General features: G+C 60.1%; 11 protein-coding genes and 2 pseudogenes. 9 read left to right on the top strand and 4 right to left on the bottom strand.

Annotated elements, in window-relative coordinates; translation table 11 throughout:
- Nucleotides 1-121 precede the first annotated feature (121 nt).
- Nucleotides 122-2,175 (bottom strand): annotated as a pseudogene (locus tag CW305_RS14630) (ParB/RepB/Spo0J family partition protein).
- Nucleotides 2,176-2,253: 78 nt separating this feature from the next.
- Nucleotides 2,254-3,081 (bottom strand): DUF932 domain-containing protein, encoded by an 828-nt coding sequence (locus CW305_RS14625; RefSeq protein WP_104098238.1) that lies wholly within the window; start codon nt 3,079-3,081, stop codon nt 2,254-2,256.
- Between the two features lie 308 nt (nt 3,082-3,389).
- Here CW305_RS14625 and CW305_RS23990 point away from each other — a divergent pair, with 308 nt between their 5' ends.
- Genes CW305_RS23990 through CW305_RS14585 form a run of 8 tightly spaced genes read left to right on the top strand, consistent with a single transcriptional unit; the run spans nt 3,390 to nt 17,102 of the window.
- Complete coding sequence (locus CW305_RS23990) at nt 3,390-3,902, top strand: helix-turn-helix domain-containing protein (RefSeq protein ID WP_425444915.1); 513 nt, start codon at nt 3,390-3,392, stop codon at nt 3,900-3,902.
- Nucleotides 3,902-6,649, top strand: coding sequence for a DUF499 domain-containing protein (locus CW305_RS14615; RefSeq protein WP_104098237.1), 2,748 nt, complete (start codon nt 3,902-3,904; stop codon nt 6,647-6,649). The genes CW305_RS23990 and CW305_RS14615 overlap by 1 nt, the downstream gene beginning before the upstream one ends.
- Nucleotides 6,649-7,668, top strand: coding sequence for a hypothetical protein (locus CW305_RS14610; RefSeq protein WP_104098236.1), 1,020 nt, complete (start codon nt 6,649-6,651; stop codon nt 7,666-7,668). Before CW305_RS14615 ends, CW305_RS14610 begins: the two co-directional genes overlap by 1 nt.
- Nucleotides 7,669-7,678: 10 nt before the next feature.
- Nucleotides 7,679-8,755 carry an SIR2 family protein gene (locus CW305_RS14605; RefSeq protein WP_181063896.1) on the top strand — a complete coding sequence of 359 codons (1,077 nt, stop codon included), beginning with the start codon at nt 7,679-7,681 and terminating at the stop codon, nt 8,753-8,755.
- A 7-nt stretch (nt 8,756-8,762) separates the two neighbouring features.
- The gene (locus CW305_RS14600) at nt 8,763-10,556 is read left to right on the top strand and encodes an ATP-binding protein (RefSeq protein WP_104098235.1); all 1,794 of its coding nucleotides are present in this window, start codon (nt 8,763-8,765) and stop codon (nt 10,554-10,556) included.
- Nucleotides 10,557-10,566: 10 nt separating this feature from the next.
- Nucleotides 10,567-13,797, top strand: coding sequence for a DUF1156 domain-containing protein (locus CW305_RS14595; RefSeq protein ID WP_104098234.1), 3,231 nt, complete (start codon nt 10,567-10,569; stop codon nt 13,795-13,797).
- Nucleotides 13,794-14,306 carry a hypothetical protein gene (locus tag CW305_RS14590; RefSeq protein ID WP_043566963.1) on the top strand — a complete coding sequence of 171 codons (513 nt, stop codon included), beginning with the start codon at nt 13,794-13,796 and terminating at the stop codon, nt 14,304-14,306. The genes CW305_RS14595 and CW305_RS14590 overlap by 4 nt, the downstream gene beginning before the upstream one ends.
- 9 nt (nt 14,307-14,315) lie before the next feature.
- On the top strand, nt 14,316-17,102 hold the full coding sequence (locus tag CW305_RS14585; protein ID WP_104098233.1) for a DEAD/DEAH box helicase: 2,787 nt from the start codon (nt 14,316-14,318) through the stop codon (nt 17,100-17,102).
- Between the two features lie 105 nt (nt 17,103-17,207).
- Here the strand turns inward: CW305_RS14585 and CW305_RS14580 are convergent, their stop codons facing one another.
- Both CW305_RS14580 and CW305_RS14575 read right to left on the bottom strand, forming a co-directional pair.
- Nucleotides 17,208-18,374, bottom strand: a complete 1,167-nt coding sequence (locus tag CW305_RS14580; RefSeq protein WP_104098232.1) for a PDDEXK nuclease domain-containing protein — start codon at nt 18,372-18,374, stop codon at nt 17,208-17,210.
- Nucleotides 18,371-19,571 (bottom strand): annotated as a pseudogene (locus CW305_RS14575) (tyrosine-type recombinase/integrase). Before CW305_RS14575 ends, CW305_RS14580 begins: the two are co-directional and overlap by 4 nt.
- A gap of 790 nt (nt 19,572-20,361) precedes the next feature.
- Here CW305_RS14575 and CW305_RS14570 point away from each other — a divergent pair.
- Nucleotides 20,362-20,574 carry a cold-shock protein gene (locus CW305_RS14570; RefSeq protein ID WP_014821949.1) on the top strand — a complete coding sequence of 71 codons (213 nt, stop codon included), beginning with the start codon at nt 20,362-20,364 and terminating at the stop codon, nt 20,572-20,574.
- Nucleotides 20,575-20,577: the final 3 nt, after the last annotated feature.

Genomic DNA, 20,577 nt, shown 5'->3' with positions numbered 1-20,577 from the left:
TACTACGCCGGAGGCATAGATTGCCACCATGCATGGGCGGCTGGTGGTGCGGGTCATTGGCGGTTCTCCTGCCAGCGAAGTGCCCCGGTCATAGGGCCGGGGCACTTGCCTTCGGTGCAGGCTAGGCGGCCAGCGCCTCGGTGGGTTCATCCACCGTTGCCTCGTCATCCTTTGGGACGTCCTGCTCCGTGCTTGCCTCCTGCATGGCATCCTGCGGGCCAGTGGTCTTGAAGATCGAAGGCATCCAGCCGGTGCCAGCAGCCAGCCGTTCGGCTTCACTGGCAATGTCCGCCTTCTTCAACTTCGCCAGCCGGGTAGCGTGCGACGGTGCGAACTCGCCCACGGCTTCCAGAATCACCGCCTTGGAAACGTGCTTGAAGTAGCCTTCGGCGGTGGGCTGCCACCATGCCGCCATGTCCAGTCCCACGGCCTGCGCCAGTTCCGCGCCCGGCTGCTGTGCTATAGCGCGGGGCGTCACCACGTCCACCGTGGACGCCACGCACACGGCCAACAGGCGCACCAGTTCATCCTGCGGCTTCGCCAGCAGCGCGGCGAACAGTTCGGCGCTGTCCTCCGGCAAGGCTTCACCCGCCACCTGTTGCAGTTCACGCAGCGCCACGGCGGCGGGCGATTCCGGCCAGTCCGGGGCCATGCCTTCCAGCCGGTCTTGCACTTTCATGCTCACACCTGTGGCAGGTCGTGGCCGTAGTGGCTGTCCTGCAAGACGGTCTGCACCATGCCATGCACCAGCGCGGCCAGCGCGACTTGCGGATGCCGGGCGACTTCGATTTGCAGCGCGGCGGTGCGGTGCGCGCTCAACCGCTGCGCCAGCCGGTCGGACAGGCTCGCGGCCTTGGGCGGCTCGGCGTCCTCGCCTTCGTCGTCGTTCCCGGCTTCGCCTTCCGCGCTGCCGAAACCCTGCCGCAAGCGTTCCAGCGTGCGCAGCGCCTTGGCTTCGGCTTCGCGCAGCAGCCCGCGATGAATCACGGCTTCTCCCTCACGGTCGAGCGTGACGATGGCACCGGCCACGGCGCGCACGTCCGGGGCGTAGCCCTGCAAGGCTTCCTCCACGGCTTGCAGTTCCCCGGCGACCTGTTCGCGGCGCGGTTCCAACGCCTCGGTCTTGTCCTCGTCCTCGGCGTCGTAGGCTTCTTCCAGTTCGGCGTCGATCTTGTCGAGGCGGCTTTGCAGCGAGGCAATGCGGCGGGCTTCGCGGGCGGTCGGTTCGCGGCGCTGGCGCGGCGCGTTCTGGAATGCCTGCCGCTCGGCGTAGCTCATGTGCGGCACGGCTTCCACCCACGCCCAACCCTCGGCGCGCACGTTCCCGGCCAGCGCATCCAGCTTGCCGCGCACCAGCGTTTCCAGCAGCGCGGGGTCGGTCAGGTAGGTTCCGGCATCGCCTTCCGCGAACAGGTCGCGGCGGATGCCGCCGCCCGCCGCCGTGTAGGCGTCCAGCCCGGCGAAGCGCACCAGCGGATGCGTGGCGTCGATTTCGCGCTCGGTCAGGCGTTCGCGCAGCGCGGACGCGCCACGCTGCCATTCGGGCGCACCGTAGAACGCGGCTTCCTGCGCGGCGTGGTCGTCGGTGATGCTCAGGGCCATCAACTGTTCCAGCGTGACGGCTGCGGCCCGGTAGTCGGTCAGCAGGCGCGGCGAGACGTTGGCCAGCTTCAAGCGGCGCTGCACCACCAGCGGGGACACGCCGAAGTCGGCGGCAATGTCCTCGATGGGCCGGCCTTCCTTGACCAGCGCGGCGAAAGCCTCGAACTGATCGGCCGGGTGCATCTGCTCGCGCAGCAGGTTTTCCGCGAGGCTGACGGTACGGGCCGAAGCGTCGGGCACCAGCAGGCAAGGCACCTCAAAGTCGGCGGCGATGCGCTTCTTTTTCGCCAGCAGCTTCAACGCGGTCAGTCGGCGGTCGCCGGCCACCACTTCGTATTGCTCGCCATCGGCGGTAAGAATGACGACGAGATTTTGCAGCAGGCCAATGCGGGCGATGCTCGCGGCCAGTTCGGGAATGGACAGGCGCGGGGTCTTGCGTGCGTTGCGCTTGGAGCGGCGCGGCAGCAACTGCGAGAGCGGAACCAAAATCAGGTTCTTGGTCGGGTCGGCCACTTCCAGCGGCGCGGCGGTGGTTTCGATGGCGCGGGTTTCGGTTTGGGTAACGGCGTTCATGGTGATAACTCCTAGCGGTTGGGATGCAGCAGCGAGAGAAGCGGCAAGGGTTGCTGCCTGCCCTTGCCGGGTGGGGGGTCAGGCTTTCAACTGGCGCATGCCATCGGCCAGCAGCCAAAGCGCACGGTTCAGTCGGATGTTCTGGTCGATGCCCTGCACCGGGCGGGTTTGCTGGCGGCGTCCGTTGGCGCTGCGCCCGCGCAGGCCGCCTTGGGTCAGGTTCTCTTGCGTGCGGTTGAACACGCTCCACAAGTCCGGGCGGCGGTCGTCGTGACGGCGCGGCATCAGGATTTGCGATTCCGTGATGGGCGCGGGCTTGCCGGGGTCGTCGTACTTGAGGGCGAGCGCGGCGCGGGCGAACACTTCGGATTCGCCATCGTTCAAGGTGATGGCACGCATGGCATCGCGGGATTCCTTCACGCGGTCGAAGCCACGCAAGACTTCGTAAGCGCCTTCGATGACGGAACCGGCCACGTCGCCTTTGTGGGGCACGCGCACGTCTGCCACGGTGTCGCCGAATACCAATCCGTTCTGGCAGACGAAGCGCAGCAAACCAGCCAACAATTGATAGCTGCTGGTGCCGTCATGCGAGTTCAGCAAGACGATTTCATTGGCTTCTGCATCGTTGATCTGGTTGGCATGGCGCAGCCGGATCATGTGCTTGGTGAAGTCGCGGCGGTCTTCGTTGCGCACGCGGGTCTGCGCCACCATGAAGGGCTGGAACCCTTCTTTGCGCAGTTCCGCCAGCACGGCGGCGGTGGGGATATAGGCGTACCGTTCGGAACGGCTCTCATGCGGGGCGTCCGCGAAGATGGACGGGGCCACGCGGCGGATTTGATCGTCGGACAGCGGGTAATCGCTGCGCAGCGACGGGGAACGGGAAGCGAATCGGGATGCGAGTTGCATGTCATTTCTCCTGACGAAAAGGGTTTGCTGTTCAAACCGCACACCGGATTCCTAGATTCGGAGCCCAGCCTTTCGGCTGTTCGGTGCGGTTGGCACGAGGAACCCGGTTGGCCCTGTTGCCACCGTCTTTCCTGAGTTCATCGCCCGCGACGGTCAGGAGCCCACGGACGCGGGCCGTCAAGGAGGAAAGCGTCAGGTAGGTGCGGCCCGCAGGCGCAGCCGAGGACACGGCCTGGCGCGCCTTGATGGCACGCGGCCACGGGCTACAGTCGCGAGCAAGGTGATGGCGTCAGGAGAGACGGCTGGACATGGCAACGGCCATCCCTGTGTGCCGACCGCACGCAAGCGAAGCGCGCAGGCCCGAAGCTGGAAGCCGGGCCGAAGGCGTCAGGGATGTGGAAGGCTGGCGAATGCCAGTCCCGTCAGGGATGAGCGAAAAGCGAACCTGGAGCAGCGCGATCCGCGAAGCGGAGACGCACCGAAAACTTGAAGGCGGTACAAAACACCACGCCCTTGCCAAGTCTGCCAATGCTTGCCAATTTCAACTACAATACGTCGAACTATGTACTATTTTTCAGGGCAGCAACGTCATGCCGACCGATAGCGACGAAATTCTTACCATTGAAGAAATGGCTGCCTATTTAAAGGCGGGCAAACGCACGGTCTACCGCTTAGCAGCAGACGGAAAAATTCCCGCGTTCAAAGTTGGTGGGACGTGGCGATTCCTGCGAGCGGACATTGAAATCTGGATCAAGCAACAGTCAACCGGTCAGTCCAAGGACGATATTCAAGAAAAATCGCGTAAAGAGGAAGAAAACTAATGCTTGGATTGACTCTTCGGGATGAATTTCGGGGCAAGCGCCTCAAGGGGACAGCCATTGAGCTCTCCAACGACTCGAACACTGGTGCCACCCAGATCGCCGCACAGGCGTTCCTGGAGATCACCTATCCCACCCACGATCTGCTGAAGGGGATCGAAGCCGTTGGCCCCAACCAAGGGCGGCCAGTGGTCGTGATCGGCGAGCGCGGCCTGGGTAAGTCGCACTTGATGGCAGCGCTCTACCACGCAGTCAACGATGCCGCATCGACGGGGGCATGGCTGAACTCCTGGTCAAGCACACTGGGTGATCCCGGCATCGGCAAGATCGCGCTGCGCGATGGCATGTTAGTTATTGGCGAGAGCCTGCACCGTCAACGCTACAAGTTCCTGTGGGATCTGCTGTTCGAGCGCCATCCGCGCGGCGAATTCATCAAGGGCAAGTGGGAAGGTATGGGAGCGGCCAAGACCGACATCCCCTCGGACAAGCTCATCATCGAACTGCTGGAGCATCGGCCCACGATGCTGCTCCTCGACGAATTCCAGACTTGGTACGACGGCCTGACCAACACCAAGCAGTACCCATGGAAGCACTGGGCGTTCAATTTCATCCAGATCCTGTCGGAGATCGCCAAAGAGCGTCCCGACCTACTGGTGCTGGTGATCTCCGTGCGCAACGGTGGCAGCGACGCTTACCAGCAGGTGCATCGCGTAAACCCCATAGCCATCGACTTCAAAGCGGGCGGAAATGCCGAGCGTATCCAGCAGGATCGGCGGCGGATGCTGCTGCACCGTCTGTTCGACAACCGCCTGCAGATTGCCGATGGCACCATCGAATCACTGGTTGCTCAGCACGTCTCCGAATATTTTCGCCTGTTGGATGTGCCGCCCGCAGAGCAGGATCGCAAGCGCCACGAATTCACTGAATCCTGGCCCTACGCACCGCACCTGTTACGTCTGTTGGAAGAGCAGGTGCTGATCGCCACGGATGCGCAGGAAACGCGCGACATGATTCGCATTCTGGCCAACCTCTACAAGAGCCGGGGCGAAGCGGTACCGGTGCTCACCGCTGCTGATTTTCGGTTGGATGATGATGCCTCGGGCATTGGCGCGCTGCTGGATTCAGTGTCCAACGAGCACCACCGCACCCTACGCGAAAAAGCACAGCACAACATCATTTCGGTCACCGAAGCGGTGTACGACCATGCCAACCTTGCGCCGCACCTACAAGAAATCATAGGTGCGTTGTGGCTGCGCTCCATCGCCGTTGGCAATCTTGCCGGGGCCGAGCCTGCCACGTTGCAAGTGGACATCACCCGCAGCAAGCCGGTGGATGGCAATGCCTTTCAGGTCGAACTGGCGACTATTGTCGAAAACAGCTTCAACATCCACCAGGATGGCCCGCGGTTGGTCTTCCGCGAGGAAGAAAACCCTCGTGCCAAGCTGATGGCCTGCGCACGCAATGACAAGCTGTTCACCGATGGTTCCGATCAGGCGCAGCTTGCCAAGCAAGTGCGCTATGTCATTGGAGGCAGCGACGAGGTCGCTAAAACCTCCCGCGTGATTGCGCTGCCGAAATCGTGGCAAAACGATCCGTGGACCTCGCTCGATGAAGCTGAGCAGCCGGAGCGCTGGGATGACCGGTTACCCATTCTGGTTCTGCCCGAAGAACCGGAAAAAATTGACCAGACATTGGGCCGTTGGCTCAAGGATCACCTGCAAAAGCGCCGCAACACCATTCGCTTCCTGTTGCCCCGATCTGGCTCTACCAATGCCTTCCAGGATCGGGACCTACTCATCCTTGCTCGCGCCGAAATGAAGGCGCAGGAATGGAGCGGGCAGAACCCCGAGTACAAAAGGCTGCACAAGGAATTTGAAAGCACGCTGCGCGAGAACCTGAAAAAACGCTTTGATCGCTTTGCCATCCTGCACCGCTACGACCACCAGAACCCGCAACAATCGCTGTTCAGTACGGAACACCTGAGAAAGCAAGGTGCACAAATCCCCGAGGGCATCGAGGAAACGCTGACCAACGACCTCTTTGTTCCCGAAGACTTCGAAGACCTCGTGCTTGAAGCCGCCTCGGTGAACGCACCCCTCGGCAAGCTGCTGCGTGAACTGCAAGAGCCTCGCCCTGCGGGTCAGGATTGCATCCCCTGGCTGGGTGAAACCGCGATGAAGGAGCGCATCCTGCGCTTGTGCGCGCGCGGCAAGATCGCCATCAACCTGCGTAATCTGGAGCATCTGCAAACGCAGGCAGGCGAAGATGAGGACACAGCTTGGCGACGCTTGCGGCCCAAGCTCTCCTACACCGGGCGTCAGCTCGATGAAGTCTTCTTGATGGAACCCTCAGCCGTGTCCGCCACCGGCGGCACTACGCCGCCCGCGCCGCAGCCACCAGCTGGCGGCAATGGTGGATTGGGCGGCGATATCTTTGGCGGCGGCACAATCCCGGCCCCCGGTGTACAAGAGCCGCAGCCTGGTACTCCATCCACACCAGCCTCTACGCCGGGCGGAATTTTCGGTGGCACAAACAGCACGACCAAACCGCGTATACCTCTCTCTAACCCTCCAACCTCGCCGCTCAACCTGATCGGTAAGCTCGAAGGCTGGGGCATTGGCCCAGCCACACCGGTGGCCGAAATCTCCATCAAGGTATCTGCCGCCACCGGCGCCCAGCTCAAGGAACTGCTCAAGAAGCTGCCCGATGGCATGACTTTCGAGCTGAGCCTTGAGAAGGAGGACAACTGATGGCGTTGGATGCTCAAATCTTGCAGCGCCTGACCCAGGACAGCCCGAAAGAGGCATGGCGCATCATCACCGAACGGGCGCTAGAGATTGCCTCCAAACCGCTGGCCGAAGGCAATGCTCCCGGCGAAGTGGTCAAGCGAGACCGCGAGATTGGCGAGCTCGATTTGTTCCTGGCCTCTAGCGGCTGGGATCTGTGGCAGACCTTTTGTCAACCCGAAATCAGTGGTGTGGAACGTACCTCAGACCGGCTTGCGCGCTGGTGGAACGAACCCGGTTATGGCCATAGCGCCGCGCGCGCCGTACTGATTCTTGATGCCCTCTCGCTGCGCGAGCTGCCTTGGCTACTGCAAGGAGCCAAAGAACGTGGATTCACCCTGCACACGGTGGCCGCTACTGCATCCGAGCTGCCCAGTGAGACCAACCCGTTCGCCCGCGCACTGGGGTTGGCCAGCCGCAGTCAGTTGCAAGCCAACGGCGGCGGCTTGGCGCATAAGCTACAACCCGCACAGACCGAAACCATCGATCTGCCTTGGAAGGACTGCACCGCATTGGTGGGCAATGCCTCGGGTGCGAAGAACTGGGTGTTCTGGCATCACTGGCCAGACGCCAAGCTGCACGATTACGGGGCAGGCCAGGGGCTGGAGCTCCTAACCAAAGATGCCGCGCAGCAACTTTCCAGTGACGACTTTTGGGGCTTTGTTGAGCGCCTCGCCACTGGTCGGCGCTTGGTCATCACATCGGATCATGGGTACGCCGCCACTGGCTATTTTCATGATGCCGATGGCGAGGTTGCCGCTTACCTCAAGCAAACTTTTTCAAGCGGGCGCAGCAAGACGGGGAATGGTGACGCAGGCCCTTTCGTGCCTCCGGTCGCATTGCAAATCGACAGCCCGCACGGCGCACACCTGTTGGCGCTGGGCCGCAGAAAGTGGCGCAGCCAAGGCGGCTACCCGACATTGACGCACGGTGGTCTCTCTCTGCTGGAGGTGCTGTCGCCGTTTGTCGAATTGACCAAGTAGGCGGCGCGATATGTCAGCGGCAGATTTACCCGACGATCTCTTCACAGAAATACAGGGCGCTTTTCGCAAAGCGCCTGTGCTCCTTGTCGGGTCTGGATTCTCTTGCGGCTATGGCCTTCCTGGCATGGGGGATCTGGCAGAGCATCTGGCGAATACCGTTGATGGCGTACTGACCACGGATGAAGCAAAAAAAGCTTGGGCACAGGCAATTGAGGCGATCAAGGAGAACCTGGAGACGGGGCTTAACAATATTCCGTTGGGCGCTACGGGCTGGGGTGAAATCGTATCAGCCATACGCAGTGAAACTGCTCGGCTGATTCTTGATAGAACGGCCACTGCCGAATCGAAGTTACTTCAAGAAAAAGCGGATGATGGACACGCGCCATCACGCCTTCTGAATCGTCTGTTCGATGGCTCGCCGCAGAACGCAGAAGGCATTCACGTCATCACGACCAACTACGACACGTTGTTGGAGCTGTTTTGCGATCTGGCTGGACTTCCCATTGATACAGGTTTCACCGGATTTCGCCGACGCAAGCCTCGTCCTCGACCAATTTTCGAGAATCAGTACACGCGAATCTGGGTTGCTGAAAAGCGTCAGCAGCAGTTCGACCACAGGCTTTGCAAAACCGTTCGCATCTACAAACCTCATGGTTCCATTAGTTGGTTGACCACCGATGAAGGGCCGATGGAGGTTCTTAACGATGCCGCAACAGCAGGTCGGGCCATCGTAGTACCCGGCCCGTCAAAGTACCAAGACGCACTGGTCAATACCTTGTTCGACGAAATGCGTACCGCGATGAATGCGGCACTCGCCGATGCTCAAGCGTTGTTGTGCATTGGGTTTGGCTTCAATGACGACCATCTGCAAGGCGTCATCAAACACCGTCTGGCGGCAGGCATGCCCGCAATCATTGTCACGCGCGACTCCACCCCGAACATTGAACAACTGCTTGGCGAACACCCTCACGTGATCGCCGTGTTCAAGAACGGTGACGGGGCGGTTTGCCGCTGGAACGGGAATGCATTGCAGTCTTCAGAGCCAATCTGGCAACTTGATGATTTTCTGAAAAAATTCGTGGAGTGAGGCGAGGATGAGCATTTTCAATTTCACCGACGAGCAGTCACTGGGCGAAGTCCGCAGTGTGGAAACCTCGCGGATCACCGTGCGGGTGACGGACGGTCAACGTCTGCAAAAAGCGCGCGTCGGTCGATTGGTTGCCATCCAGTCGATGGGGGATGAATGGCTGATCGGCATCATCGAAAGAGTGTGGCGGCATCCGGTGGAACTGCCGACGCTACCAGAAGCTGATCCACCAGCGGATCTTGCCGGTGTTCCCCAAGAGGAAAACGGCGTGTCGATCAGCTTGGTCGGCACCTATCGCGCTCGGGATGGGCAGCGCAAGGACACCTTCACGCGCGCCGTTTTCATCCTGCCGGAGATCAACCGGCCTGTGTTCCCCATCGAAGAAAAGTCTCTCGAAGACTTCATGGGCATCTTGAGTGCGTCGTCCAAGGCGGATGCCGCTGCCCCGCTCAAGGTCGGCACCTATACCCTGGATGGCAAGGCCAGCGCCTACATCGATGGCGACAAGCTTTTTCAGCGCCATGCCGCATTGCTGGGCAGCACCGGCTCGGGGAAATCCTTCACTGTCGCATCCATCCTAGAGCAGTCCGCGCAACTGCCTCACGCCAATATCGTTGTGCTCGATTTGCATGGCGAGTATTCGAGCATGAAGTTCGCGTCACATTACCGCATCGCTGGTATTGGCGACATTAAAGCCAAGAAAGACGGTGCGATCTTCCTGCCGTTCTGGCTGCTGACCTATGACGAAATGCAATCGGTATTTGTGGATCGCTCAGGGGACAACGCACCCAATCAGGCACTTGCGCTCATGGATTCCGTCATGGTGATGAAGCGCGCAGCTATCGCCGCGCTTGGCAAGCCAGATCTTTTGGAAGGCTTCACCGTCGATACACCAGTACCCTACCGGCTTGCTGATCTTGTCCAATCGCTGGACGACAAAAACGACGAAGCTATTGATACCGGGGAAACCTACGCAAGCGGCCCGCGTAAAGGTCAAGCCAAAACCGAAAAAGGCCCATTGAATGGCAAGCTCTCCCGCTTCCTCATTCGCTTGAAAACCAAGATGAACGATCGCCGTTATGCGTTCATGTACCAAGCGCCGAAGGAGTACGAGACTTACGAGGCGCTGCACGATCTCGCAAAAAAACTGCTCGGCACAGGCAACGTCAACGATGGCGTCAATCCTGGTATCAAGATCATCGATTTCTCGGAGGTGCCCTCGGACATACTGCCGGTAGTAGTGGGCTTGGTCGGGCGGTTGATCTACCAAATTCAGTTTTGGAGCAGCCCGGGCGAAGACGGTGATGCGCGCCACCCGATTGTCATCGTCTGCGATGAGGCGCATCTCTACCTGCCAAGCAGTGCCGCCTCCACCGGGCCGCTGGAAAAGCGTGCCCTGGAAAATTACGAGCGCATCGCCAAGGAAGGCCGTAAGTATGGCGTTGGTCTGATGGTGGTCAGTCAGCGGCCCTCGGATGTCAGCACGACCATTCTTAGCCAGTGCAGCAACATCATCAGCCTGCGCCTGGCTAATAAGACTGACCAGGCAGTGGTCAGGCAGCTCCTGCCTGAAAGCCTGGAAGGGTTGATGGAGGTGCTGCCGACGCTGGATGTGGGCGAGGCTGTGGTGGTGGGCGATGCCACCTTGCTGCCGACCCGCATCAAGATGTCCAAGCCCAAACACGAACCACGCAGCGCAACGATCCCCTTTTGGACGCGCTGGGCCACGCCCAAAGCAGAAGTTGATTTGGTTGCCGCGGTAGAAAACATGCGCAGGCAGTCGCGCGCACAAGAAGATTAAGGAAGCTTGAATGGCCACCAAAAAAGAACTACTCGCACAGCAAGTCGCCAAAGCCGTCGGGGCGGGCAAGCCCGTCGCGCTGGAAACCGTCGATTTCAACGACCCCAACCGCCCCAAGACCTGCCTGGAGGTGGACTTCCCGATCCTGCCCGTCAATCAGGTGGCGATCATCGAAGGCAACGCGGGCAAGCCGATTTACCAGATGTCGAAGTGGTGGGCGCGGCGACGCTCCAGCGTATTTCGCTCGATGCTGATCGCTGCGGCGACCAAGGCCCCGGAAGACAAATCGCATGCTGCCAAACTGGTGTGGGACAACTACTACGCCAACCACCAGCATAAAGGCGCATTCAAACACTTGAAAGTGGCCGACATCTTCATGGGCGGCGGCACCACGCTGGTGGAAGGCTCGCGCCTGGGCATGCAGATGGTCGGCAACGACCTCAACCCGGTCGCGTGGTTCGTGGTCAAGCAGGAACTGGCCGACGTCGATCTGGAGGAAGTGAAGAAGCTGCTCGCCGAGATTGAGGCCGAGGTCAAGCCGCAGATCATGCCGTACTACTACTGCGACGGCCCGGAGGGTGAGAAAGGCACGTGGACGCACTTGCCGTCGAACAAGGCGATGCCTGCCGATTTCGACCCGCTGACCATTCCGCGCGATGAGCGCAAGGACTACCGTTACGAAGGCCCGGAGGCGATCTATACCTTCTGGGCCAAGCACGGCCCTTGTCAGGTGACGGGTTGCGGCCACCGCACGCCGATCATGACCAGCCCGGTGATGGCCGTGAAGACCATCAGCGTGAAGCACTGGGAGCACACATGCAGCAAATGCGGCGGCGAATTCCACGTTGAGGAGGAAGCAGCACGGATGGCGCCCGATTCGCCGCTGTATGTGGCGCCGGATGAATACCCGTTCTCCGTGCTCGATCGCAGGAAAGGCGTCATCTGCCCGCATTGCGGCCATGCGGCAATGGTCAACCTGGGCAAGCCGAAAAAGCCGAACAAAAAGGTCGAGCTGAGCCTGCTGGTGCATCCGCAATGGCTGGCGGGCGAAGCCAAACAGGACGCGAATGGCCAGCCCTACGGCGGCTCTGCGCAAGACAATGCGACCGCGACAACGCGGTGGGACGGTGCGCGCGCATCCAAGATTCGCCTGCTGGAGGTGCGTGGTGCGCTGCCAGATGAGGTGACCTGCCCGGAAACGAAGATCACCTTTGCGCCGGAAAACGGCACGGTGCCGAAAAAATCCCACTACGCCTGCGCAGCCTGCGGCACCGTGCAGGATGTATTGACCACCATCAAGGCGACGGGGAAAACAGGGCCAATGGCGGCCTACGCGGTGCAGGGCTACGCGCCTAAACGTGATGCAGCAGGAAAACCCTACAGCGGTCGCTTCTTTGCGGCTTATGACTCGGCACATGCCCAACAGTATGACGCGGCGCTCACGGAATGGGAGGCGCGCAAGGACGACGACCTAAAAGATTACTGGCCACGCTCTGAGCTTCCCTACGGCTTCATGACACATATGAACAACGGGGGACTGCCAAATCATGGATTTACGCATTGGTGGACGATGTTCAACCCTCGCCAGCTACTGGTGCATGCACAGCTCCTCAAGGCGACTATTGAAGTCGGAAGCTATGACTGGGCTGTGAGAGAGTTTGTATTGGGGGCATTTCAGCAATATCTGCGCAATCAAAGCTTGTTCACTTTATGGAATGTCCAAGGCGACAAGCTTGAGCCTCAGTTTGCAAATAACAACTATCACCCGAAGTCCACTGTAGTTGAGAACTGCGTTTTCCCCACACTAGGGCGTGGCAACTGGGCATCCAGCTCCGACGGCATACTTGAGGGCCGCGATTGGGCGATTCAACCTTGGGAGGCTGTGAGCATCGAAGCGTTGACGCGCCTCGACCCAATATTAGCGAAACAATTGAGTGGTAAGAGCGAGAAGGTACGCCCCGGCGACCCCGTTCTGGACGTGACCGTGCATCAAGGATCATCCACAGATCTGGCGCAGCTTGAAAGCGGCAGCCTCGATCTCGTTATCACCGATCCGCCTTTTGGCGGCTTGCTCCACTACTCAGAATTGGCCGATTTTTTCTACGTTTGGCTGCGCTTGGTGCTTAAAAGCAGGTACTCAGAGATTTTCGGCGCTGAGTACACACCCAAATCGCTAGAGGCTGTGGCAAATCGCGCACGAGAGCCTGAGGATCCGGATGGCTTTTATCAGCGATTGCTAACCCAATGTTGGGGCGAAGCGCATCGCCTTCTGAAGCCAAGTGGCATTCTGGCCTTCACCTTTCACCATAGCGCGGATGAACCGTGGGTGGCTGTGTTGGAATCGCTATTTGATGCCGGATTTTACCTCGAAGCAACATACCCAATTCGCTCCGATGAAACCAAGGGGGATGGCGCAAAACCCGGAACTTTTGGCTCGCAAACTATTGAATATGACATCATCCACGTCTGCCGCAAGCGCACGGAAGAACCCAAGCCAGTGAGCTGGGGCCGCATGCGCCGCGAAGTGATGGCCGATGTGCGCCAGTTGCAGGCCATGCTGGAAAACCACGCCAAAGAGGGTCTGCCCGCTGCCGACATCCAGGTCATCCGGCGCGGCAAGGCGCTGGAATATTTCTCTCGCCACTACGGCAAGGTCTATGTGGATGAAGGCCGCACCATCTCCGTCCGCGACGCGCTGGTGGGTATCAACCAGCTCATCGACGAAGACGCCGACAAGGGCAAGGAACCGCCGCCGGTCAATGCCGAACCGATGTCACGCCAGTTTCTGCGCACCTTCGGGGCTGCGACTGAAATGAAGCGCGACCAGTTGCAGAAGTTTCTGCGCGGCACCATCACCACGCCGGATGACTTTGTACAGCGTGGCTGGTGCAGCGAAGAGAAGAAGGTGTTTACGCGCACCAATCCGCTCGATTTCGCCCGCGATTGGTCGGGTAAGCACAGGCGCAAGCTCACCTCTGATCTCGATCAGGCGATGGTGCTGATCGGTGCGTGCGTGGATGGCAGCGGCATCAATGCCTCGGACACGTTAACGAACGACAACTTCAAGCCGCACATAGCGCTCAAGCCGCTGCTGGAATGGCTGCAAAAGAACGGCTCGGATCAGACCACCCGCAACGCGGCGTCGCGCGCGGTGGCGATTTTCTCCACCTGGCAAGCCAGCCAGGCGCCCAAGCCGCAGCAGGTTTCGCTGTTCGATGACGATGAGGAGTACACGCAATGAGGCAGGTGCTCGATACGGTATGGCAACGGCGCGGCACCAGCTGGCTGTGGGATGAGGAGGCACGCAACACGGTGTGCGCGGCGGGCGAGGTTTGGAGCCTGCGGCAGTTTTTGCAGGCCGCCGCCCCCGGTGCGCAGGGCTGGCCGGATGATCTGCCCAGCAACGGCGGGCAGACGTTGGTGGTGGCCGGGCTGGAAGGCAGCCTGGACCTGCTGGCACCCGATCAAGGCGAAATCTGGCTGGGCGACACGATCAAACGCGCCATCCTGTCATTTCAGGATGAATACGCAGGCGAAGCCGCCTTGATTTTCTGGCTGCCGCAGGGCCAAGGCCGTTTGCGCGTGCAGGCTTCCACCGACGCAGTGAACTGGCTGTGTGAAGCGCCACATCGGGGGCAACAGCTCGACTTTGGCCGCCTTCTGTGGGGTGAGGCCAACGAGTACCCGCAGGAAATTTTGCTGCGCGAGGGCGCGAAAGCGGCTGGCCTGTTTCACCTTCGGATTACTTGAGGCCAGCGCGTGCAAGCAGATGATTTTGAGGATTTATTCCAGCCCGGCGAGCGCATCACCCACACTGAATTCGGCCCAGGCGTGGTGCTCGAACCAGCGCACGATGGCTATATGCGCGCGTTCTTCGGCGTGGGCGAGCGCCGCGTGCCGGTCAGTTCGGTACGCCGCGAGCGCACCCGTACCGAGCGCATTCTGCAATCGGTGGCAGGCGGCTCAGACCGCGCACGAAAGGCATGGCTGTCTTACGAGGCGCATGCACTGCCGGTGATGGAAAGCGCCTCGGCGCTGACCTCGGCGCGCATTGATCTGCTGCCGCATCAGGTGGTGCTGACGCACCGCATAGCCACTGCGTCACCACGACGCTATCTGATCGCCGACGAGGTGGGTTTGGGCAAAACCATCGAAGCCGCGCTGATTCTGCGTGAACTGGCCAGCCGGGGCGAGTTGACGCGGGCGCTGATGGTGGTGCCCGCAGGCTTGGTGAACAACTGGCACCGCGAGCTGAACGAGGTGTTCAATCTCGACTTCGAGGTGTTTGGCTCCGAGGGCGACATCACCGACCGCAAGACTAATGCCTTCGCCAAACACGACCGGCTGATCGCCAGCATCGACACATTGAAGCGCCCGGCGCGCATCAAGCGTCTGCTGGACGCGCCTCGGTGGGATCTGGTGGTGTTCGACGAGGCGCATCACCTGACCGCCCATCGCACGAGCGGCAAGGTGCGCAAGACGGAAAACTACAAACTGGCCGAGGCATTGAAGGATCACGCGCGTGATCTCTTGCTCCTGTCTGCCACGCCGCACCAAGGCAATCACTTCCAGTTCTGGATGCTGGCGCAGCTCTTGAACCCCACGCTCTTTGGCAGTCCCGAGGACATGCTGGAAAACCGCCATCGCCTGAACACGGTGATGTTCCGCCGCACCAAGGCCGATGCCTGCCAACCCGATGGCTCACCGCTGTTTGCACGGCGCTGGGTGCATACCGAATCCTTCCTGATGAATCAGGAGGAACGGCTGTTTTACGAGAAGCTGCGCGAATACCTTGAAGATGGGTTCGATCTGGCCCGCCGCCAGGGCAACCAAGGGCGCGCACTGGGCTTCTTGATGGCGATCTTCCAGAAGATCGCGGCATCGAGCTTTGCCGCCGTGCGCCGCACGCTCAAGCGCCGCTTGTTGATGCTGACGCTGCACGAGGCGCTGCTGCGTGACAAGGAACTGGACATCGAAGGCCGCGAGCGGCTGACGGAAGAAGCCCGCGAGCTGATCCACGCAGAATTTGGGCTGGCGAAGGACAGCATCGGTCGCAGCGAGGTAGACCGTGTGCTGGCTGATCTCAAATACCGGCTGGCGAAAAAACTGGATGAAGAGGCGCTGGAAATGGCCTCCGACCCCTATGGCAGCGAGTATTCGGCTACGCACGCCGAGGAGGCGGCTTCCGCTGTGGTCGATTTGCATCTGCCCGAGGAGCGCCTGCGCATTGGCGACTTGCTGCGTATCTTCCCGCAGCAGCGCGAGACCAAGGCGCAAAAGCTGCTCGATGGCTTGGGGCATCTATGGCGACAGAACGCCAACGAAAAGATCGTGATCTTCGCCACCTACCTCGGCACGGTCGATCTGATTGCCCGTGAGATTGAACAGGCTTATCCAGGCCAAGGCGTAGTGGTACTGCGTGGCGGCGACCACGGTGCCAAACTGGCGGCAGAGAGGAAGTTCCGCCTGAAAGACGGGCCGCGTGTGCTGGTGTGTACCGCGGCAGGCCGCGAAGGCTTGAATCTCCAGTTCGCGCGCATCCTGTTCAATTTCGACCTGCCGTGGAACCCAATGGACATGGAACAGCGCATCGGGCGCATCCATCGCTACGGCCAGCGCGACACTGCACAGGTTTACAACCTGGTGCTGTCGGACACCATCGAGGGTCGCATCTTCCTGCTGCTGGATGAGAAGTTGACTGAAATTGCACGCACGGTCGGCAAGGTCGATGATCAGGGCAACGTGGCCGAAGACATGAGGGCGCAGATTCTGGGGCAGCTTTCCGAGCGGTTGAACTACGACCGCCTGTACCAGGAGGCGCTGTCCGATCCCGAACTGAAACGCACCCAGGTGGAGCTGGAAGCGGCGCTGTCCAATTCCCGCGAGGCACGGCAGGTGGTGTTCGACCTGTTTCAAGACCTCGACGGTTTCAGTCTAGATGATTACCAGCCTTTCTCGGATGTCTCATCCAGCCTGGATCGGCTAGTGCGTTTTCTGTCAGCGGCAGTGGCAGATCGCCAGCAGAAACTGCTGAAGGTGGACGAGGAGACCTACGACCTTGTAACAGTGGATGGCACGCGCCGTGCGCGTTTCACATTGAGCCGCGACACCGCCACCAGCAGGGACGATCTGGAGCTGATGGGGTTGGATCACCCGTTGGTACAGGAAGAGCTGGGCCGCTGGCGCAGCGTGACGCCCGAAGACATCGGCATTGCGGTGGCCGGGGATGTTGACGAGCCGGTGGTGCTGTCCTTGTGGATGGTGGAGGCGTCTGCGGGCAACGGCGAACGTCGTGTGGTGGTGCAGCCCATCGCAGTCAAGCAGGACGGGACACGGGTACCGGCGATTGAGCGGCAGTGCGAAAGGTATCTGCAAGCGCCGACGATTCAGCCAAGCTTTACGCCGGAGCAGCGGCTAGCGCTGTTTGCCCATACCGTGGAGCCGACCCTGCAACGTGAGCTGAAGCACAAGGGCGCAGCAAATGGAGATGGCAGCTATTCGGCCGAGTTGATTGGATATGTTGAGATCATTGCTAAGGCGACTTGATGCTGGAAACCGAAGGCGTCACGGATCAGCGCCGAATGGCTGTGATTCGCTACTAAGCAGGGGGTGTAGTCCGCGAGCCCGACAGCAACACGCCGGGACGCAAGACTACGGCTTGCTTTCCTTAAGGAAAAGCGTTCCGCGAGATTCAAGCAGACGCCGCGTGTTCTCCAGCTCTTTTTGCAGCAATTCTGCATCTGGCAACACTGTTCGGTAATTGGCCGACATGACCTTGTTCGGCAAGCCATCCAGCGCATATCGCGCCAGGGCATGGCCCTTGTCGGCACACAGGATCAAGCCAACGGGAGGGTTCTCGTCCGGGTAGGCCCAATGCTCTTTGGCATAGTTGCAGTACATGTGCATCTGGCCAACGTCGGCATGGGTCAAGCTGCCCAGCTTCAGGTCGATGATGACTAGGCAGCGGAGCTTGCGATGGAAGAACAACAGATCGACCCGATACCAGGTCTGGTCAATGCGCAACCGGCGCTGCCTTCCGACGAAGGTGAAGCCTTCACCCAATTCCAGCAGGAAGTCTTCCAGCCTCTGGATTAAGGCTGCTTCCAGATCGGATTCCGAATACTCGTCCTTGAGGTCGAGGAACTCCAGCACATACGGGTCTTTGATCGCGTCGTTGGGCGTGACGGCATCCTCGGGCTTGGCTACCGAACCCTTGACCAGCATCGCCGCCTTGTCCTTGGACAAGGCCGTGCGCTCGTAGAACTGGCTACCGATCTGCCGGTCGAGTTGGCGCACGCTCCAGCCACCACGCAGCGCCTCAGCCTCGTAGAACTGGCGGGCATGGTCGTCCTTGACCGACAGCAGCCGAACATAAGCCGACCACGGCAAGGTGAAGACTTGGGACAATTCGGAGAGGTCGAATTTCCGAGACACCGTCTCGGAATTCCCTGCAGGCAGTCTTTCTCCAGATTTCCGAGACAGTGTCTCGGAAATTGTCCCTACTGGGTATGCAACGAACAAGCGCCGCATGTTCTCCAAGTTGTCCGGGCTGAACCCGCGCCCGAACCGGGCCGTCAGATCGGCGGACAAGCGTTCCATCAACTGCTCGCCGTAACCGGCCCGCCGCCTGCCTTTCTGCTCGGCCTCGACGATCCGGCGACCAATCTCCCAATAGCTGGCCGTCATCAGCGCGTTGACACTGCGCGCCGCGGCCTGGCGCGCCGCATCCAGCAGTTCCACGATGCCGCCGTGGATGCCGGCATAGCCAGCCGGTAAGGTGGCGCGTTTCCCCGCTGCCACAGGCGTCTTCCTTGTCATGCTGTCACCTCCATAGAACGGGATGCCCCGGTGATCGCCAGCCGCCGGCTGGCCACCAGTTCGGCCGCATCCCGCACCGGCTTGTCCTCGGTATGAACATAGTGCATGAACATCGCCACGGTCTTGTGGCCTGTGAGCTTCATGCCCACCTTGGTTGGCACGCCTGAGTTGGCAATGTCGGTCGTCGCCCGGTGTCGGATGCCGTGCGTGCCGACGTGCGGCACGCTGGCGGCCTTGAGCACGCGCTTCCATCCGCCATAGTGCTCACCGTGGGTCATGTGCTGGGTCGGATCGTTCGGCGACGGCAGGACGTAGGGGCAGCCTTCCCGGCGCGGCGCGGTGGACAGCAACCGATAGGCTTCCTCGCTCATGGGCTTGGAGATGCCGCCGGTCTTGCTGTCCGGCCAGACGACGCGGCGCTTTTCCAGATCAACCCAGTCCCACTCCAGCGGGCAGATTTCGGAACGGCGGGCGGCGAACTCGAATTGCAGGCGGATCGCCAACGGGATGACGTAGTTCTCCAGTCCCTCGGCTTCCAGATGCTCCAGATGACGGAAGATGCGCACCAGTTCATCGTCCACGATGAGTCGGGTTTCCTTGCCGGGGGGGGTACATTGGGACGTGGCGGCATGGATTCGTGCCATCTGGGCGCAGCCCCCACACTTCAGCCAGGTTGAACATCTTGCGCAAGACGCCGAAGCTCTTGTTCGCCTCAGTCGGCTTGTAGGCCAGCTTCTTCATCAGCGCAGCCACGTCCGGGCGCTTCACGTCCTGCACCTTCATCCGGCCCATGATCGGGATGATGCAGCGGTCAATCACACCCTGATAGCCGCGTTGTGTGCTGGGCTTGTTACGTTGCTTGGAGTAGTCCTCCATGAAGGTGTCGCAGAACTCCTTCATGGTCGGTGCCTTGCGGGCGGCGTTCTTGGCCGCGCTGGGGTCGCCACCCTTGCGCACCTCGGCCAGCCATTCCTGCGCCATCGTGCGCGCCTGATCGACGGTCAGTTCCCCGTACTGTCCCAGGGCGGGTTTGCGGCGCTCGCCGGCGTTCGTGCGGTACTGGAGCATGAACACCTTGCGGCCGGCCGGGGTGATCTTGCACAGGAAGCCGGGCACCACGGTATCCCGCAGTTCGATGGCCTTGTCTTGAGGTTGTGCCGCATCGACTGCGGACTTGGTGAGCTTGATCTTCGCCATGATGACTCCTCGGAAAGCCCGGTTTCCAAGAGCCGCATGGGAGCCACGCGAGGGGAAGCCGGGTCAAGTTTCGGAAAGCACCGGCATATGTTGAACTCGCCTAAGTGATTGATAAACCTGCTGTATCGAGCCTTGGCGTAGTCCAGCGAATTGCGGTACTGGAGTCATCGTGAAACAAAAAACCCGCCGAAGCGGGTTCTTTCTGACCTATCCGAATCCTTCCGGCTGCCTTCCTGGCGGTGGTCGATCATCCTGATCCTGAGCACGTCCTGCGCTTCAGAGTGGGCCTAGATTAATCATCAGGCCGCAGGCAATGAAGAGCCAAAAACCGGGATTCTTGTAAGCCTTTCGCTATAGCTAAAACGAACGTGTCGTTTCACTGTCGCGTTTACCAGCCTGGCGGGACAGAAGGCGCCTTTGCGCGGCCACGCACCCCCGCTGCTTTGTCGGCAAGCGATGCCCCCGCTACGAACTATTAGCGTGGAACATTTGTTGAATTATTTCTCTTGCCTCCATAGCCCATACAACATTGATGATTAACAACTAGTTAAACCCTAAATATTTGAGTTCGCGGGCTTACTTAAAGGAGCCAATTTATTTAAATCGCAAATAAAAGCTGTACATATATTTAAATCTACGTATATTCGCCCCCACTGCTTCGCAATTAACACTTCGACACCCGGCATGATGTTTCTCTGTTTCATCTCCTCGGTTCGTTTTGCTTCTCGCTTCTCAGTCTCGGCACCGAATGTTTCAGTGCTGCAGCCTTAAAACACCTTGGGAGATACTCATGTCTACTCGTCAAAATGGCACAGTCAAATGGTTCAACGATGAAAAAGGTTTCGGCTTTATTACGCCGACCGATGGCAGCGAAGATCTGTTCGTTCATTATCGTTCAATCGAAAGCACAGGCTTCAAAAGCCTGAGCGAAGGCCAAGCGGTCTCTTTCATGGCTACCAAAGGCCAGAAAGGGATGCAGGCTGATCAGGTTCAAGTCTCCTAAGAC

Source organism: Stutzerimonas kunmingensis (genome assembly GCF_002929225.1).
In the GTDB taxonomy this organism is placed as follows: Bacteria; Pseudomonadota; Gammaproteobacteria; order Pseudomonadales; family Pseudomonadaceae; genus Stutzerimonas.
The sequence above is the reverse complement of the archived record's forward strand: the minus strand, read 5'-3'. Positions and strand labels throughout refer to the sequence as shown.

Coding starts and splice junctions, on each gene's coding strand:
- CW305_RS14625 (WP_104098238.1), bottom strand. CDS start 3,081: ATGCAACTCGCATCCCGATTCGCTTCCCGTTCCCCGTCGCTGCGCAGC.
- CW305_RS23990 (WP_425444915.1), top strand. CDS start 3,390: ATGGCAACGGCCATCCCTGTGTGCCGACCGCACGCAAGCGAAGCGCGC.
- CW305_RS14615 (WP_104098237.1), top strand. CDS start 3,902: ATGCTTGGATTGACTCTTCGGGATGAATTTCGGGGCAAGCGCCTCAAG.
- CW305_RS14610 (WP_104098236.1), top strand. CDS start 6,649: ATGGCGTTGGATGCTCAAATCTTGCAGCGCCTGACCCAGGACAGCCCG.
- CW305_RS14605 (WP_181063896.1), top strand. CDS start 7,679: ATGTCAGCGGCAGATTTACCCGACGATCTCTTCACAGAAATACAGGGC.
- CW305_RS14600 (WP_104098235.1), top strand. CDS start 8,763: ATGAGCATTTTCAATTTCACCGACGAGCAGTCACTGGGCGAAGTCCGC.
- CW305_RS14595 (WP_104098234.1), top strand. CDS start 10,567: ATGGCCACCAAAAAAGAACTACTCGCACAGCAAGTCGCCAAAGCCGTC.
- CW305_RS14590 (WP_043566963.1), top strand. CDS start 13,794: ATGAGGCAGGTGCTCGATACGGTATGGCAACGGCGCGGCACCAGCTGG.
- CW305_RS14580 (WP_104098232.1), bottom strand. CDS start 18,374: ATGACAAGGAAGACGCCTGTGGCAGCGGGGAAACGCGCCACCTTACCG.
- CW305_RS14570 (WP_014821949.1), top strand. CDS start 20,362: ATGTCTACTCGTCAAAATGGCACAGTCAAATGGTTCAACGATGAAAAA.